Annotated in this window: 13 protein-coding genes; 2 read left to right on the top strand and 11 right to left on the bottom strand. The window is 40.0% G+C overall.

The window, feature by feature from the left end; translation table 11 throughout:
• Nucleotides 1-25: 25 nt before the first annotated feature.
• The 5 genes from rpmE to Q1B07_RS14010 all read right to left on the bottom strand — a co-directional run bounded on the left by rpmE (nucleotide 26) and on the right by Q1B07_RS14010 (nucleotide 6151).
• Nucleotides 26-232 carry a 50S ribosomal protein L31 gene (rpmE, locus tag Q1B07_RS14030; RefSeq protein WP_299093363.1) on the bottom strand — a complete coding sequence of 69 codons (207 nt, stop codon included), beginning with the start codon at nucleotides 230-232 and terminating at the stop codon, nucleotides 26-28.
• Between the two features lie 356 nt (nucleotides 233-588).
• The gene (rho, locus tag Q1B07_RS14025; protein WP_046588517.1) at nucleotides 589-1860 is read right to left on the bottom strand and encodes a transcription termination factor Rho; all 1272 of its coding nucleotides are present in this window, start codon (nucleotides 1858-1860) and stop codon (nucleotides 589-591) included.
• Between the two features lie 624 nt (nucleotides 1861-2484).
• Nucleotides 2485-3774, bottom strand: coding sequence for a UDP-N-acetylglucosamine 1-carboxyvinyltransferase (locus Q1B07_RS14020; RefSeq protein WP_299093366.1), 1290 nt, complete (start codon nucleotides 3772-3774; stop codon nucleotides 2485-2487).
• A gap of 967 nt (nucleotides 3775-4741) precedes the next feature.
• Nucleotides 4742-5599 (bottom strand): class II fructose-bisphosphate aldolase, encoded by an 858-nt coding sequence (locus tag Q1B07_RS14015; RefSeq protein WP_299093367.1) that lies wholly within the window; start codon nucleotides 5597-5599, stop codon nucleotides 4742-4744.
• 177 nt (nucleotides 5600-5776) lie between these two features.
• Nucleotides 5777-6151 carry a response regulator gene (locus Q1B07_RS14010; protein ID WP_299093398.1) on the bottom strand — a complete coding sequence of 125 codons (375 nt, stop codon included), beginning with the start codon at nucleotides 6149-6151 and terminating at the stop codon, nucleotides 5777-5779.
• Between the two features lie 361 nt (nucleotides 6152-6512).
• On the opposite strand from Q1B07_RS14010, the gene Q1B07_RS14005 reads away from it, so the two are divergent.
• Nucleotides 6513-7055 carry a DUF2529 domain-containing protein gene (locus tag Q1B07_RS14005; protein ID WP_299093369.1) on the top strand — a complete coding sequence of 181 codons (543 nt, stop codon included), beginning with the start codon at nucleotides 6513-6515 and terminating at the stop codon, nucleotides 7053-7055.
• A gap of 47 nt (nucleotides 7056-7102) precedes the next feature.
• Here Q1B07_RS14005 and Q1B07_RS14000 read toward each other — a convergent pair whose 3' ends face one another.
• A complete protein-coding gene (locus Q1B07_RS14000; RefSeq protein WP_299093370.1) occupies nucleotides 7103-8710 on the bottom strand; it encodes a CTP synthase in 1608 nt (535 codons plus the stop codon).
• Between the two features lie 496 nt (nucleotides 8711-9206).
• Nucleotides 9207-9776, bottom strand: a complete 570-nt coding sequence (gene rpoE / locus Q1B07_RS13995) for a DNA-directed RNA polymerase subunit delta (protein WP_299093371.1) — start codon at nucleotides 9774-9776, stop codon at nucleotides 9207-9209.
• Between the two features lie 180 nt (nucleotides 9777-9956).
• On the opposite strand from rpoE, the gene Q1B07_RS13990 reads away from it, so the two are divergent.
• A complete protein-coding gene (locus Q1B07_RS13990; RefSeq protein ID WP_299093372.1) occupies nucleotides 9957-10094 on the top strand; it encodes a hypothetical protein in 138 nt (45 codons plus the stop codon).
• A gap of 43 nt (nucleotides 10095-10137) precedes the next feature.
• Here the strand turns inward: Q1B07_RS13990 and icmF are convergent, their stop codons facing one another.
• From icmF to Q1B07_RS13970, 4 genes are read right to left on the bottom strand one after another with little or no spacing between them, the layout of a single operon-like run.
• The gene (gene icmF / locus Q1B07_RS13985) at nucleotides 10138-13398 is read right to left on the bottom strand and encodes a fused isobutyryl-CoA mutase/GTPase IcmF (protein WP_299093374.1); all 3261 of its coding nucleotides are present in this window, start codon (nucleotides 13396-13398) and stop codon (nucleotides 10138-10140) included.
• 24 nt (nucleotides 13399-13422) lie between these two features.
• Nucleotides 13423-14046 (bottom strand): TetR/AcrR family transcriptional regulator, encoded by a 624-nt coding sequence (locus Q1B07_RS13980; protein WP_299093375.1) that lies wholly within the window; start codon nucleotides 14044-14046, stop codon nucleotides 13423-13425.
• Nucleotides 14047-14085: 39 nt separating this feature from the next.
• The gene (locus Q1B07_RS13975; RefSeq protein WP_299093376.1) at nucleotides 14086-15225 is read right to left on the bottom strand and encodes an acyl-CoA dehydrogenase; all 1140 of its coding nucleotides are present in this window, start codon (nucleotides 15223-15225) and stop codon (nucleotides 14086-14088) included.
• Between the two features lie 21 nt (nucleotides 15226-15246).
• Complete coding sequence (locus Q1B07_RS13970) at nucleotides 15247-16386, bottom strand: acyl-CoA dehydrogenase (protein WP_299093377.1); 1140 nt, start codon at nucleotides 16384-16386, stop codon at nucleotides 15247-15249.
• Nucleotides 16387-16391 lie beyond the last annotated feature (5 nt).

Raw genomic sequence — 16391 nt, 5'->3', positions numbered from 1 at the left:
GTCTTGCCTGTTGAAAAAACCTTTATTACTGTTGCTTAAGGCCGTATTTTTTATTGAATTTATCTACACGTCCACCTGCATCTGCAAATTTTTGACGTCCTGTGTAGAATGGATGGCACTCAGAACAAACCTCAACGCGGATTTCTGGTTTTACAGAACCTGTTTCGAATTCGTTGCCACAAGCGCATTTCACCATAACCTTATTATAGTTTGGATGAATTCCTGTTTTCATTCTTTTCATCTCCTTCCGCCCTGAATCATCTGAAACAGAGTTAAATATTCTAGGTGACTCGTCCGATTGACGATATCATTTCTAGAAAAGCACATGATGAAATTATAACAAGTGCTAAGAGTAAAAGCAAGCTGAAGTTAAATTTTACTAGAAAGACGCAAGGCGACAAGCATAAGGCGAATCGGAATAGAAGATGTTCTTTACCTTTAATTCCGATTTGACTAGACCCTAGAGGCAGTTAAAAACGCGACGTCCTGTGCTTCGCCGATGGCGCCTGGAGCTAGACACCAACACTATGCTCAAAAAAATTGTGCTTTTTCTCTGGACACAAGCGGAAACGCCTTGCTCCACAATCCCTACCTATTTCTAGCCGTCTTCATTTCAGCATCTAATTGACTAAAGAATTCTTCATTTGATTTTGTTTGACGTAATTTTCTTAAAAACTTCTCGATAAAGTCTGGGGTATCTGCCATTGATTTGCGGATCGCCCAAAGCTTATCAAGGTGATCTTTCGGAATGAGAAGCTCTTCTTTTCTAGTTCCAGAACGACGGATGTCAATTGCTGGGAAGATTCGTTTTTCTGCAAGTGAACGATCAAGATGAAGCTCCATGTTACCTGTTCCTTTGAACTCCTCATAAATGACGTCATCCATACGGGAGCCAGTGTCAACTAATGCAGTTGCAAGAATAGTTAAGCTTCCGCCCTCTTCAATATTACGTGCAGCTCCAAAGAATCGTTTAGGACGATGGAACGCAGCCGGGTCGATACCGCCTGAAAGAGTACGGCCGCTTGGCGGAATGACAAGGTTATAGGCACGCGCCAAGCGTGTAATGCTATCCATTAAAATAATAACATCCTTTTTATGTTCAACAAGACGCATTGCACGTTCTAAAACGAGTTCAGCAACTTTTATATGATTTTCAGGCACTTCATCGAATGTTGAGCTGACAACATCCCCTGCTACTGAGCGTTCAATATCTGTTACCTCTTCCGGTCTCTCATCGATTAATAGAACAATTAATTCGGCTTCCGGATTATTGGTTGTAATGCTGTTTGCGATTTCTTTTAACAGCATCGTCTTACCTGCTTTAGGAGGGGCAACGATTAATCCGCGTTGACCAAAGCCTACCGGTGCAATTAAATCCATGATTCTAGTTGATAGATAGTTTGGTTTTGTTTCAAGGTAAATTTGTCTATCTGGATAGAGAGGAGTTAATGCTGGGAAGTGCACACGTTCTTTAGCCGTTTCAGGGTCTTCACCATTAACTGCTTCTACATGAAGCAATCCGTAGTAACGTTCATTTTCTTTTGGAGGTCGAACCTTACCGGAAACCTTGTCCCCATTACGCAAGTCAAAACGTCTGATTTGCGAAGCTGAAATGTAGATATCCTCAGAGCTTGGTGAGTAATTAATCGGTCTTAAGAAACCAAAACCCTCCGATTGAATGATTTCTAAGACACCTTCCATAAACAATAGATCCTCTTGCTCTGCATTTGCCTTTAAAATAGCAAAAATTAATTCCTTTTTCGTTAGCTTGCTATAATAGGAAATTTTAAAATGACGTGCAAGCTCATATAATTCTTTTAGTTTCATATGTTCTAATGAAGAAATTGAAACTTGATTCATAAAAACACCACTCTTTTTATTTTTCAATTTTATACCGTTGTTTTCCATCTATCGATTGTCAAATTCATTTCTGCTGGTATTAAAAAATGTATCAGATCGTTATATAACTCAATAAGAGATTTACCAACATTTATCCCAATCTTAACAGGCAGTAAAATCCCTACTTCAAGATTTAAGAGAAGCTGAGAAATACGTAGGGGATAACTGCCCGTAAAGATCCGATAAGTCTCGCTAACCAACAGTGGGGAGGGAGAAAACCCCACTGTTGGAAGTCTCGCTATATACGAATGAAGAAATATCTTGCACAATTGGATCGAGAAGGAAAATGAAGGTGAGCTTGAAGTAGATTATGCAGTAATTCATTCAATGCAGCACTCTTTATTTTTACCCTATTTCTCAGATTTAATCAATCATTTTTGGAAAATCATTTAGAAGTAAGGGGTTTTCACCTGGAGAAAGCGAGATTTTAAAACCTCGCTTTTCTATTTTGCAGGTATCTATCTTTTATCTACTTTCTAGTTTTTACTTTTTAAGGGTATACCTTTTTAAAGAAATAGGTTGTCCCTAATGCGCCTTTTAATAAGGCCACACATCTACAAAATCTTAATCTCAAACATGCTGTTTTTATGAATTTTGCAGTTGCTCGATTTCTTTATCCGATAATTTTTCACGCCAAATGGTTGCCCCAAGCCCTGAAAGTTTCTCAACGAGCTGACTATAGCCGCGATCAATATGCTCAAGTCCAGTTATTTCCGTCACACCATCTGCCATAAGCCCTGCACATACAAGCGCGGCTCCAGCACGTAAATCATTTGCTTTCACCTTTGCACCTTGTAATTTTGTTGGACCAGAAACAATCGCTGAACGACCTTCAACCTTTATGGCCGCTCCCATTCTTCTCAGTTCATCGATATGCTTAAATCGTGCAGAGTAAATGGTATCTGTTACAACACTTGTTCCAGAAGCTTTTGTTAATAGAGAGGTGAACGGCTGTTGAAGGTCTGTCGGGAATCCAGGGTAAACGAGTGTTTTAATATCAACGGCCTTAAGCTCCTTTTGACCACCGACTATTAAGATTTGATCGTTGCTCGTTTCTATATGCAGCCCCATTTCTCTAAGCTTTGCAATAAGGGATTCTAAATGTAATGGAATGACGTTATCAATCATTATTTCTTTTCCCATCGCAGCTCCAATTATCATATAGGTCCCTGCTTCAATCCGGTCAGGGATAATGGAATGACGGCAGCCATGCAGTTTTTCAACTCCATCTATTCGAATAACGTCTGTACCTGCCCCTTTAATTTTTGCTCCCATGCTTGTCAGCAATGTGGCAACATCAATGATTTCCGGTTCTTTTGCAGCGTTTTCAATAATTGTTCTTCCTTTTGCCAGTACAGCTGCAAGCATAATATTAATCGTTGCTCCAACACTAACAACATCTAGATAGATTCGTGCGCCGCGGAGTTCTTCTGCCCGTAGGTAGATCGCACCTTGTTCATTTGTTACCTGTGCACCTAGTGCTTCAAAACCTTTAATATGCTGATCAATTGGTCTTGGACCTAGATGACATCCGCCCGGCAGCCCAATAACAGCTTTTTTAAACCGACCAAGCATAGCTCCCATTAAGTAGTACGATGCCCGCAGTTTTTTTACTTTTCCATTCGGCAACGGCATTGAAATCATCGATGATGGATCAACCACCATTTCATGATCTTTCAATTCGACCTTTCCGCCGATTTCTTCTAATAGATCTCCGAGTATATTCACATCAGAAATATTTGGTAATCCTTCGATCGTAACGACAGAATCCGCTAATATTGTTGCAGGAATGAGCGCCACGGCACTGTTTTTCGCCCCGCTAATATTTACGGTACCTTTCAATAAATCTCCACCGGCAACTTTTAATTTTTCCATGATAGTCTCCCTTCTTATGAAGTTGACTCCGGAAAGAACATGGAGGGTGAGCTTTGCACAAATTCGCACATCTATGTATTCACTTCACACGAAATATGCCTAACCTTCCTTAGCCATCATGTTTTCCGAATATAAGGATATCTCTTGTCAACAAAATTTTTCCGATATAAGATTAGAAAAACTCTTATGAGGAAAGGGTTAGTTCTTATTGCCTGTTAGCTTTAAAAGCGCAAGACGCCTGCTGATCGGCGACAAGCATATGGCGAATAGGAATAGAAGGTGTTTCATTACCTTCAATTCCTATTTGACCAGACTCCAGAGCCGATTCTCTTGGAGCCAGACACCAAAAACTAATACCAATTTATATCTTCTTACTTCTAAAAAATACAAGCTGTTATCTCTTTTATTTCCTTTTATGCCTTTGGAAATACATTATTTAAATGATTTATAAAACTTCCTTTACGTTTGTTTTTTTCAGCCACCATGAACAAACCATTTATTCGTTTTTAAAAATAGGATCTCTTACTATTAAACCATCTATTAAGCAGGACAACAACGTTTTACTACAAAGAAATCTTCTTTTAAGAAAAAAATACCAACTTTTGTGGTTTGGGGATTAACGATCATAAAGAGGTCAGAGTTTAATCAAATAAAAAAAGCGCAAGGCGCCTGCCTATCGGCGACAAGCATAAGGCGAACAGGAATAGAAGGTGTTCTTTACCTTCAATTCCTGTTTGACTTATGACCTCGAGCCGATGGCGCCTGGAGCTAGATTCAGAAACGCAAGCTATGGTTAAGAAAATATATAAAAATTCTGATAGTAAAATAAAACGAACAAGCATCTGCAAGTCCGTTTTTTATAAGATCTTGATAATTGGTCAGCTAGGTTAATGATATGCGCTGCTTGTTAGCGCTTTCTCAATTTTCAGAATATAACCGCCTTTAGGAGAAGGCGGCCATATTGCTATTATGCTTTGTTTGAAGAACCAAATTCACGCATTTTGCCGATTACAGTTTCTTTAATCGCGTCACGAGCTGGTCCTAAGTATTTACGTGGATCATATTCATTTGGTTTTGCAGCTAACACTTCACGAACTACTTTTGCAGAAGCAATTTGGTTTTCAGTGTTAACGTTGATTTTTGCTGTACCGAAAGAAATCGCTTTTTGGATATCTTTTGTTGGGATACCAGTTCCGCCGTGAAGAACTAATGGCATGTTTGTAAGATTCGCAATCTCTTCCATTTCTTTATAGCCTAGGTTTGGCTCACCTTTGTATGGTCCGTGAACAGAACCTAATGCTGGTGCTAAGCAGTCAATACCTGTACGTTTAACAAGTTCTGCACATTCTTGAGGATCTGCATAGATTACGCCGTCTGCTACAACGTCATCTTCTTGTCCACCAACAGTTCCTAGCTCAGCTTCAACAGAAACGCCTTTTGAATGAGCGTACTCAACAACTTTAGCAGTTGTTTCAACGTTTTCTTCAAATGGGTGGTGTGAAGCATCAATCATAACGGAAGTAAATCCAGCATCGATTGCTTCTTTACATTTTTCAAAGCTTGAACCGTGGTCAAGGTGAATAGCTACAGGTACAGTGATTTTATAGTCTTCAATAAGACCTTCAACCATTTTTACAACCGTTTTGAATCCGCCGATATAGCGTCCTGCACCTTCAGATACACCAAGAATTACTGGAGATTTCTCTTCTTCTGCAGCCTGTAGGATTGCTTGAGTAAACTCAAGGTTATTGATATTAAATTGACCTACTGCATAACCTTCATCTTTTGCTTTGTTCAACATTTCTGTCATTGAAACTAAAGGCATATCGTAAAATCCTCCTAATGAACCTTATTTTCTGATACAGAAAAGTATATCATACCTAGCTTGACCAGAATATTCACGAATATGTAGAGTCTGCATGATACTTTTCACAATTAATAGCATACCAATTTCTTCGAAAATCGGCAACATTTCGACATATATTTGGGTAATATAATGTTTTTAGTTTGTTTTAATTGGTAAGTACTTTTTTACGGCATCACGAATTTCATCAATGTCAAATGGCTTTGCAAAATGCGTAAGTGCCCCTAGATCCTTTGCTTCCTGAATCATATCCAACTCCCCGTAAGCAGTCATAATAATAACGCGAATATCCTGGTCAATTACTTTCATTCGTTTTAATATTTCGATCCCATCCATACCCGGAATTTTCATATCTAATAACACTAAATCAGGGGAATGCTTTTCAACTATTTCCAAAGCCTGGAAACCACTGGCAGCTTGAAACGTTTGATAGCCCTCTTTTTGAAAAACCTCATTTAATAAAATTCGGATTCCATATTGGTCATCTACAATCAAGATTTTTTCCTTTAACATTGTCATTTCATACACCTCTTCGTTTTATTTTTTCCCATTCAATATGTACAAAGGTTCAGACCTTTTTAATGATGAACTGCGACATGTTCTCTTAGGTTCCAAACATACATTAGTATCAGCTTCGTTCATGATTTGTAATTGCCTTTATACAAATAGTTGAATAAAAATGTTCAATTTTACCTTTGTTATTAATTCTTTTTTTACCTTGTATCTCCTGCAAAATGACTTTGATCATTTGTCGACAATTTCTGCTTATCTTTGTCATAATTTGAAAATGCGTTTTTTGCTTTTCTTTCAGATTTTTTTACTTTTCGTTATAATACCTTATACATGGGATTTGTGGAAGGAGATTTTATAAACCATGATGAAGATTTTCACGACTCAATTGACCGGACAATTTAATCGGATTCAAGAACAGGAAGAGATGAATATAGAAGATAGCGCAAGACTTCTTGCCCAGGCTTTAATTGGCGAAGGAAAATTGTACCTTTACGGATACAGGGAGCTCCATGGTGTCGTATTGGAGGCATTGCAAAGCAGTGAACCATTAGATAGGGCTGAAGCGCTTCTTGACGAAAATGGACAGATAAAGGAGCTTTCACCAGAAGATCGCGTGCTGTTATTTACCTATCGATCAACAGATGAGGAAGCAATCTCCATTGCTAAAGCTCTTTCTGATCAAGGGATTCAGCTAGTTGGTGTTTCCGCCTTAATCAAAAATGTGGAAGCAGGCTTGGAATCTGTCGCCGATCTTCATATAGATGCAAAACTTCGCCAGCCTCTAATCCCCGGCGATGACGGTGAAAGATATGGATTTCCTGCTTTAATGACCTCCTTATATGTCTATTATGCACTGAGCTTTACCATTAAGGAGATCTTAAATGAATATGAAGATGAGTATTAACTCTATATAAAAAAGCTAACGCACAAGACGTTAGCTTTTCTTATTTCTTATAACTTTTCAGCTGCTGTTAATGATGCGTGAACAAAATCACGGAATAATGGTTGCGGTCTAGTTGGTCTAGATGTGAATTCCGGATGGAATTGTGATGCAACAAACCATGGGTGATCTTTGAGTTCAATGATTTCCACTAAACGGCCATCAGGTGTAGTCCCAGAAAACACGAAGCCGGCTTCTTCCATCACTTGACGGTATTCATTATTAAATTCATAACGGTGACGGTGGCGCTCATAAACAACTTCCTCTTTATAAGCTTCAAATGCACGCGTTCCTTCCTGAAGCTTACTTGGGGATAGTCCTAAGCGAAGTGTACCGCCTAGATCTTCAATGTCCTTTTGCTCTGGAAGTAAATCAATAACCGGATATTGTGTTTCCGGATCAATTTCAGAAGAATTTGCGCCTTTTAGCCCAACAACATTACGGGCAAATTCAATTGATGCAACCTGCATGCCAAGGCAAATACCTAAGAATGGCACTTTATTTACACGTGCATAAGTTGTTGCAAGGATTTTCCCTTCAACTCCACGGTCACCAAAGCCGCCAGGTACAAGGATGCCATCAACATCTGAAAGCTGTTCCTTCACGTTTTCTTCTGTTAATGTTTCTGCATTAACCCATTTAATTTCAATGTCAGAGTCATATTGATAGCCTGCATGGCGAAGTGCTTCGACAACTGAAATATAGGCATCCTGTAATTCTACATATTTCCCAACAAGACCAATCTTTGTTATTTTTGAGAGATTTGTTACGCGTTTTACAAGCTCTTTCCATTCTGTCATATCTGCTTCTTTACAATCTAGTTTTAAATGTTTGCAAACAATAGAATCTAAATTTTGTGCTTGCAGATCTAATGGGATTGAATAAAGTGTTTCCGCATCACGGCACTCAATGACTGCATTTGGATCAATATCACAGAATAACGCAATTTTGTCTTTCATATCTTGAGACATTGGCAGTTCTGTACGAACAACGATAACATTTGGCTGAATCCCTAAGCTGCGCAGTTCTTTTACACTATGCTGTGTTGGTTTTGTTTTCATTTCGCCAGCCGCTTTAATATATGGGACAAGTGTACAGTGAATATACATTACATTGTCACGGCCGATATCACTTTTGATTTGGCGAATGGCTTCTAAGAATGGCAATGATTCGATATCCCCAACCGTACCGCCGATCTCTGTAATAACCACATCTGCTCCCGTTTCTTTTCCAGCACGGAATACGCGATCTTTAATTTCATTGGTGATATGCGGAATAACTTGAACTGTTCCCCCAAGATAATCACCACGGCGCTCCTTCTTTAATACAGTTGAATAAATTCTTCCTGTTGTTACGTTATTAAACTTTGTTAGGTTGACATCGATAAAACGCTCATAGTGACCTAAATCAAGATCTGTTTCAGCGCCATCGCCTGTAACAAATACCTCACCATGCTGGTACGGACTCATTGTTCCTGGATCCACATTTATGTACGGATCGAATTTTTGAATCGTTACACTCATACCGCGGTTTTTTAATAATCTTCCTAAAGATGCAGCAGTAATACCTTTTCCTAGTGAAGAAACAACTCCACCTGTTACAAAAATATACTTTGTCATGGTCTTCCCCCTCAGAAGCTATATATATTTATTTTGTACAAAAGACAATAAAATCATTAGAAAAGCGGAAGCGCCTTGCTCGGCCTCGGGCAACAAGACGTTCAGGAATAGAAGATGTTCTTTACCTTCAATTCCTGATTGGCTTGTGACCTCGAGGCAGTCAAAAACGAGACATCCTGTCACACTGACAGCATTTGCACGTCCTGTGCTTCGGGGCTAGGCGCTGGAGCTAGACATTGAAACCCAATTCAAATCATAAACTTATTTATTTTTGAACAAGCTAAAAGCACCATGCTCACGATGTATAAAATCGAGCAATTCCGCATCCACTAACAATCATTAAAAACCTTCTTTTTCTACATAAAAATAGAAAGCCCCCTTTCAAACAAGTTGAAAGGGAGCTGTAATTGTATACTAAATACAAACGAATGCTTTTTTAAGAGCCCAAAATAGATTCTACCTAGTTGAAAAGGGAAAGTCAAGACGAATTATAATCTTATTTTTCTTCCTCGTCATCTAGCTCATCAAGTTCGTCTAAATCTTCATCTTCATCTTCTAAATCAAATTCATCGTCATCATCGATGAGATCATCGTCATCATCTAAATCTGTGTCATCAAGATCATCGAAATCTTCATCTTCATCCTCATCATCATCTTCATCCGTATCATCGAAGTCATCTAGCTCATCTAGCTCATCATAATCCAGATCTTCTTCAATTTCATCGAAGTCATCCTCAAGATCATCCTCAAGGCCTTTCTTCGCCTTTTTCTTCTTAGGTTTCGCAGCAGGTAAAATTTCTTCTTCGATTTGTTCGTAAGGGTACCAAGTACGTAATCCCCACATGTTTTCTCCTACACATATGAAGCGGCCATCAATATTAATATCTGTATAAAATTGAGCGATTCTATCTTCAACCTGCTCTTTTGTTAAACCAAGAAGAGTTGCTACTTCCTCTACTAGGTCACTAAAAAGATATGGTTTTTTGTTTTCTGTAAAAAGCTCATATGCAACTTCAACCATTGCCATTTCTTTGATTTGTTCCTCAGTTAAATCCTTTAGACTCAAGTACGGCACATCCTTTCTAAAATACTAAATCTATTTCATACGTAAAAATATGTATAAAGTCAAGCTTTAAGTCACATACCATTCATTATAAACAAATTCTAGCAGTTTATGCCACATTTATCACGTAAAAAATACTTTAAATTTGGCCTCCAACCTTTTATTTAGGAGGATTTTGCAACTTTGATTCAAAATCTTGCAACTATTAGTGGTTTTTTTGCAACTTTAGAAGAGAATTTTGCAACTTTGAGGAATAATCTTGCAACTTTTTCGTTTATTCTAGCATTTTATAAATTTGAAGCTAATTTATCTTTTAATTAAAAAGCTGCTCATGAACAGAGGCTTCCATTCATGAGCAAACGATTTACATATTCCGTCTATACTGACCGCCAACCTCATAAAGTGCCTGCGTTATTTGCCCAAGACTAGCAACTTTCACCGTTTCCATTAGCTCAGCAAAAATATTTCCGTTATTGATTGCTGTAAGTTTTAATTTCTGCAGAGCCTCCTCAACCACTTGTTCATGCTTTTGATGGAAAGCACGGAGGTTGACAATTTGTGTTTCCTTCTCTTCTTTCGTTGCACGTGCAAGCTCCATATTATCGACAGATTCCTGTGATGGCGGATTTGGATTCAGATACGTATTAACACCGATTATCGGCAGCTCACCTGTGTGCTTTTTCATTTCATAATGCATTGATTCCTCTTGGATTTTTCCGCGTTGATACTGCGTTTCCATTGCGCCAAGCACCCCGCCGCGTTCATTAATGCGATCGAATTCTTGCAGAACGGCCTCCTCGACTAAATCGGTTAATTCTTCGATAATAAATGAGCCTTGGAGCGGATTTTCATTTTTCGTTAACCCATGCTCTTTTGTAATAATCATTTGGATCGCCATCGCTCTGCGGACCGATTCCTCAGTAGGTGTGGTGATCGCTTCATCGTATGCATTTGTATGAAGTGAATTACAATTATCATGCAATGCCATAAGCGCCTGTAAGGTTGTGCGAATATCATTAAAATCAATTTCCTGAGCATGTAAAGAACGACCTGAGGTTTGGACATGGTATTTAAGTTTTTGGCTGCGCTCATTAGCCCCATATTTATCTCTCATGACCGTTGCCCAAATCCTTCTCGCAACACGGCCAATTACCGTATATTCAGGATCAAGCCCATTACTAAAGAAAAAGGAAAGATTTGGCGCAAAATCGTTAATATTCATACCTCTGCTTAAATAATATTCTACATACGTAAAGCCATTTGAAAGAGTAAATGCCAGCTGAGAGATTGGGTTTGCCCCGGCTTCTGCGATATGATAACCGGAAATAGACACAGAATAATAATTTCTCACCTTGTGATCAATAAAATATTGTTGAATATCACCCATCAGCCTTAAGGCAAATTCCGTTGAGAAAATACATGTATTTTGCCCCTGGTCTTCCTTTAAAATATCAGCCTGAACCGTCCCTCTAACGGTTTGCAACGTATCGGCCTTTACCTCTTCATACTCTTCTTCGGTTAACGAACGATTAAGCTCTGCTTCTTTTTTCTTCACCTGCTGGTCGATGGCTGTATTCATAAACATCGCAAGGATGATTGGTGCCGGTCCGTTGATTGTCATTGATACCGATGTGGATGGTGCACAAAGATCAAAGCCGTGATAGAGCTTTTTCATGTCATCGAGCGTACAAATGCTCACCCCGCTTTCTCCGATTTTTCCATAAATATCAGGACGGTGTGCTGGATCCTCGCCATATAAAGTAACGGAATCAAATGCTGTGCTTAAGCGTTTTGCATGGTCATCCTTTGATAAATAATGGAAGCGGCGGTTTGTTCGCTCAGGTGTGCCTTCCCCGGCAAATTGCCGTTTCGGATCTTCTCCTTCTCGTTTAAACGGGAAAACTCCAGCTGTGTAAGGGAAAGAGCCCGGAACATTTTCTTTATAAAGCCAAGCTAAAATGTCGCCGTCATTTCGATACTTCGGTAATGACACTTTAGGAATTGGTAAGCCTGATAATGAAGTCGTTTTTAATGTTGTCACGATTTCTTTATTGCGAATGACTATCTTAAACTCATCCTGTGCATATTTTTCCTTCATTTCCTTCCATTCGGAAAGAAGCGCTTTCGATTGTGGCGTTAACTTGTCTTCAAGTCGTTTTTGTAGGGCTTCAAGAGAATGAATAACCGCTTCATTCCCTTCTTGTTCAGACAAGGTCTCCAATGTTCCGTTTACTTGGAAGAGCTTTGTTGCAAGCTTTGCTTGTTCCTCAGCGTGCTTGTGATAATTTCGTACCGTCTCACTGATTTCCCGTAAATAATATCTTCTTTCTGATGGGATAATGACGTTTTGCTTTGCAACATCCTTTACGATCGGCAAGGATGTCTGCCAGTCTTTGTTAGCCTTTTCATTTATTAGCTCCAAAAGCTTTGCAAATAGCGTGTTTGTCCCTAAATCATTGAACTGGCTGGCAATGGTTCCATACACAGGCATCTCATCCGGCGGCATGTCAAATAATTGTCTGCTGCGCTGGTACTGCTTTTGCACTTGACGTTTTGCATCCTCCGAGCCCTTTCGTTCAAATTTATTAATGACTATTAAATCGGCATAATCAATCATATCGATTTTCTCCAACTGTGATGGTGCGCCAAATTCACTTGTCATCACATATAAGGAAAGGTCGCAAATCTGAGTAATCTCCGCATCACCCTGGCCAATTCCGCTCGTCTCAACGATCACTAATCCATATCCAGCACTCTTCACAACGGAAATGGCATCTTGAATTGCAAGTGATAGCTCTGTTTTCGATTGTCTTGTCGCCAAACTCCTCATATATACTCTCGGTGAAAAAATTGCATTCATGCGGATTCGATCCCCTAAAAGGGCTCCACCAGTTTTTTGCTTTGTCGGATCGACGGAAAGAACCGCAATCGTTAATTCTGGGATTTCATTTAAAAACCTCCGGATCAATTCATCTGTTAATGAGCTTTTTCCAGCACCGCCAGTCCCGGTTATCCCAATAACAGGTGCAGCTGATTCAAGCTGTTTAGCCTGATTAAACACACTCTCAACACTTGCTGATACCTCATTATGAAGAACCTTTGCTTCCGCATAGGAAATAAATTTCGCAACAGTCTTCAGTTCGCCTGCTTTAAGCCGATCAAGCTCCATATCATGCTCGGTAATCGTCGAAAAATCACATTCCTTAAGCATGTAATTAATCATGCCTTGAAGACCTAATTCCCTGCCATCTTCAGGTGAAAAGATTTTCGCAATTCCATACTCGTGCAGCTCTTTTATTTCGCGGGGAATAATGACTCCACCGCCACCGCCAAAAATTTTAATATGTCCTGACCCTTTTTCCACTAATAGATCATACATATATTTAAAAAACTCGACATGTCCTCCTTGATAGGACGATATTGCAATTCCTTGAACATCCTCTTGAATGGCTGCTGAAACAATTTCGTCTACTGATCGGTTATGACCAAGATGAATGACTTCAGCTCCACTTGACTGCAAAATGCGACGCATAATGTTAATTGAAGCATCATGGCCGTCGAAAAGACTTGATGCTGTCACAAATCGTATCGGATGCTTCGGTTTATAAATGTCAATTGCCGCCATCTGCTATCCCCCCTTAAGTGAATGCTATTTCTCCACAACTCCCTGTAAAATCACTTTCGTTTGCAGTTCAATATATTGATCGATTGTATAGAGCTTTTGCAATGCCCATCTTCGAAACGCCCACATTTGTCCTTGGACAATAATGTTATGGGATATAAGCTCTGCCTCCTGCTCCGATAACTTCAGCTCCCCTTTTGTCACACAGCTGTCAATAATCTTTTTAAACATTGCCGCCATTTCATTTTCCTTATTCAAAACATAAGGAAGAGCATCCTTGGATAAAGATTTCGCTTCCTGATACATGACCAACACTTCATCCTGCATATCATCGACAACCTTAAAATAGTGATGGATTGCAAGCTTTAAACTCTCGATTGTACCTTGCTTCGTATCAATATCCTGTTCAAGCCTGATATGCACTTGGTCATAAATCGTATCGCAGACCAAGTACAAAACATCTTCCTTTTGGCGAATATATTCATATAACGTCCCAATACTAAAACCTGCTGCACGTGCGATTTCCCTCGTTGTCGTCCTGTGGAAGCCTTTTTCCTTAAAAAGAGTTACCGCTCCCTTTATCATCTGCTCCCGCCTTTTTTCAATTAATCTCTCATCCTTGACAGATGCATGCACCTCGCGTTTTTTCAACGATCTCCCACCTTTCTCATTTAAGTAAGGTGCATCTCATCATTTTGTCAGCATTCTTGAAATTACGAGCCTTTGAATCTCTTGTGTTCCCTCATAGATTTGCGTAATCTTTGCATCGCGCATATATCGTTCTACAGGATAATCCTTTGTATAGCCATAACCACCAAACACTTGGACTGCTTCTGTTGTGACTTTCATTGCCGTATCGCCTGCAAATAGCTTAGACATCGCTGATTCCTTTCCATATGGCAGTCCTTCAGATTCCAGCCATGCTGCCTGATAGGTTAAGAGACGAGCTGCTTCAATATTTGTTGCCATATCGGCCAGCTTAAAGCTGATTCCTTGCTGAGCGGCAATTGGTTTTCCAAACTGCTCTCGTTCTTTTGCATAGGCAACGGCCGCGTCCAACGCTCCTTGAGCAATGCCGACCGCTTGTGCAGCAATTCCATTTCGACCGCCATCCAATGTCATCATCGCAATCTTAAAACCTTCTCCGATGTTCCCTAGTACGTTATCTTTAGGGACTTTACAATTTTCAAAGATGATCTCTGTTGTTGGCGAGGAGCGGATTCCCAGCTTGCTTTCTTTTTTCCCGATTGAAAAGCCTTCGAAATCCTTTTCGATGATAAACGCTGTTGTCCCTTTATGCTTGCTAGAGGGATCGGTTACCGCAAAAACGATATAGATATCGGCGATTCCTCCATTTGTGATGAAAATTTTTGAGCCGTTCAGAATATACGTATCGCCTTCCAATCTGGCATTTGTTCTCATTCCGCCGGCATCAGACCCCGAACCTGGCTCAGTTAAACCGTAGGCACCGATTTTTTCTCCTAACGCCATCGGTTTTAAATATTTTTGCTTTTGCTCCTCTGTGCCAAATTTAAAGAGCGGCCATCCTGCTAAAGAGGTGTGGGCAGATAGTGTTACACCTGTTGAGGCACAAACTCTTGATAGCTCTTCAACTGCAATCACATAGGATAAATAATCGCTTCCAATCCCGCCATACTTTTCCGGCCATGGAATACCTAACAAGCCTAAATCTGCCATTTTCCTGAGGATGTCCATATCAAAGCGTTCCTGTTCATCACGTTCTGCGGCAGATGGTTCAACCTCTTTCCTTGCAAAATCCCTCACCATTTTTCTGATCATTTCATGTTCTTCAGACAGCTTAAAATTCATATGCTCATCCCCTTATCTACTTCACGCCTTTAGTAAATGCTTGCTTATGACAATGCGTTGGATTTCACTTGTGCCTTCATAGATTTCACAGACCTTTGCATCACGAAAATATCTTTCAACCGGATAATCTTTTGTATAGCCATAACCGCCAAAAATTTGAACTGCCTCAATCGCAGCCTCCATCGCGATCTTTGAAGCAAACAGCTTTGCCATCGCCGCCTGCTTGCCACAGGGAAGCTGATGTTGTTTCAAGTATGCAGCTTGATAGACTAATAGCTTTGCCGCTTCCACATTTGTTGCCATGTCTGCCAGTTTAAAGGCTACTCCTTGCTGACTTGCAATTGGTTTACCAAATTGCTCTCGTTCCTTTGCATATAAGGTAGCTTTTTCGAGTGCAGCCTCGGCAATACCAAGCGATTGAGCCGCGATTCCAATTCTCCCGCCATCAAGGTTTGCCATAGCAATTTTAAATCCTTCACCTTCTTTACCAAGGAGATTCTCGACAGGCACCTTCGCATTTTCAAAGATTAATTGAACGGTTCTCGAACCGTTGAGTCCCATCTTATGTTCATCTTTTCCGATGATAAAGCCTGGTGTATCCCTTTCAACGATAAAAGCTGAAATCCCTTCGCTTCTCAAACCGCTGGACGTTCTGGCAAAAACAATATAAATATCTGCTTCACCGCCGTTTGTAATAAACATCTTTGAGCCATTAAGCAGAAAATGATCATTTTGCTTCACTGCTTTTGCCTTCATGCTGGCTGCATCTGAGCCGGAACTTGGTTCGGTTAAGCAAAATGCAGCTAATTGTTCACCTTTGGCCAGCTTTGTTACATATTTTTGCTTTTGATCCTCTGTTCCAAAGGCTAAAATCGGATAGGTGCCAACCGATGTATGAACAGATAAAATCACGCCAAGTGCTGCGCTTACCTTTGAAATTTCATGGATTGCGATAATAGAGGAGGTATAATCCATTCCAGCCCCTTCATACTGTTGGGGAACCGGGATTCCCATAAGCCCAAGCTCCCCCATTTTTTTCAGGGTTTCTCGCGGAAAAACACCCTTTTCCATTTCCTCGACAACTGGTTCCACCTCATGTTTGGCAAAATCCCGAACCATTTTCCGCATCATGACTTGTTCTTCCGTAAATTCTAACCTCACGTGAT

This window comes from uncultured Metabacillus sp., from assembly GCF_947503125.1.
Taxonomy (GTDB): domain Bacteria; phylum Bacillota; class Bacilli; order Bacillales; family Bacillaceae; genus Metabacillus.
The sequence above is the reverse complement of the archived record's forward strand: the minus strand, read 5'-3'. Positions and strand labels throughout refer to the sequence as shown.

What these genes read in the sequence shown, in the direction of transcription:
- rpmE (WP_299093363.1), bottom strand. Translation starts at nt 232, where the DNA reads ATGAAAACAGGAATTCATCCAAACTATAATAAGGTTATGGTGAAATGC.
- rho (WP_046588517.1), bottom strand. Translation starts at nt 1,860, where the DNA reads ATGAATCAAGTTTCAATTTCTTCATTAGAACATATGAAACTAAAAGAA.
- Q1B07_RS14020 (WP_299093366.1), bottom strand. Translation starts at nt 3,774, where the DNA reads ATGGAAAAATTAAAAGTTGCCGGTGGAGATTTATTGAAAGGTACCGTA.
- Q1B07_RS14015 (WP_299093367.1), bottom strand. Translation starts at nt 5,599, where the DNA reads ATGCCTTTAGTTTCAATGACAGAAATGTTGAACAAAGCAAAAGATGAA.
- Q1B07_RS14010 (WP_299093398.1), bottom strand. Translation starts at nt 6,151, where the DNA reads ATGTTAAAGGAAAAAATCTTGATTGTAGATGACCAATATGGAATCCGA.
- Q1B07_RS14005 (WP_299093369.1), top strand. Translation starts at nt 6,513, where the DNA reads ATGATGAAGATTTTCACGACTCAATTGACCGGACAATTTAATCGGATT.
- Q1B07_RS14000 (WP_299093370.1), bottom strand. Translation starts at nt 8,710, where the DNA reads ATGACAAAGTATATTTTTGTAACAGGTGGAGTTGTTTCTTCACTAGGA.
- icmF (WP_299093374.1), bottom strand. Translation starts at nt 13,398, where the DNA reads ATGGCGGCAATTGACATTTATAAACCGAAGCATCCGATACGATTTGTG.
- Q1B07_RS13975 (WP_299093376.1), bottom strand. Translation starts at nt 15,225, where the DNA reads ATGAATTTTAAGCTGTCTGAAGAACATGAAATGATCAGAAAAATGGTG.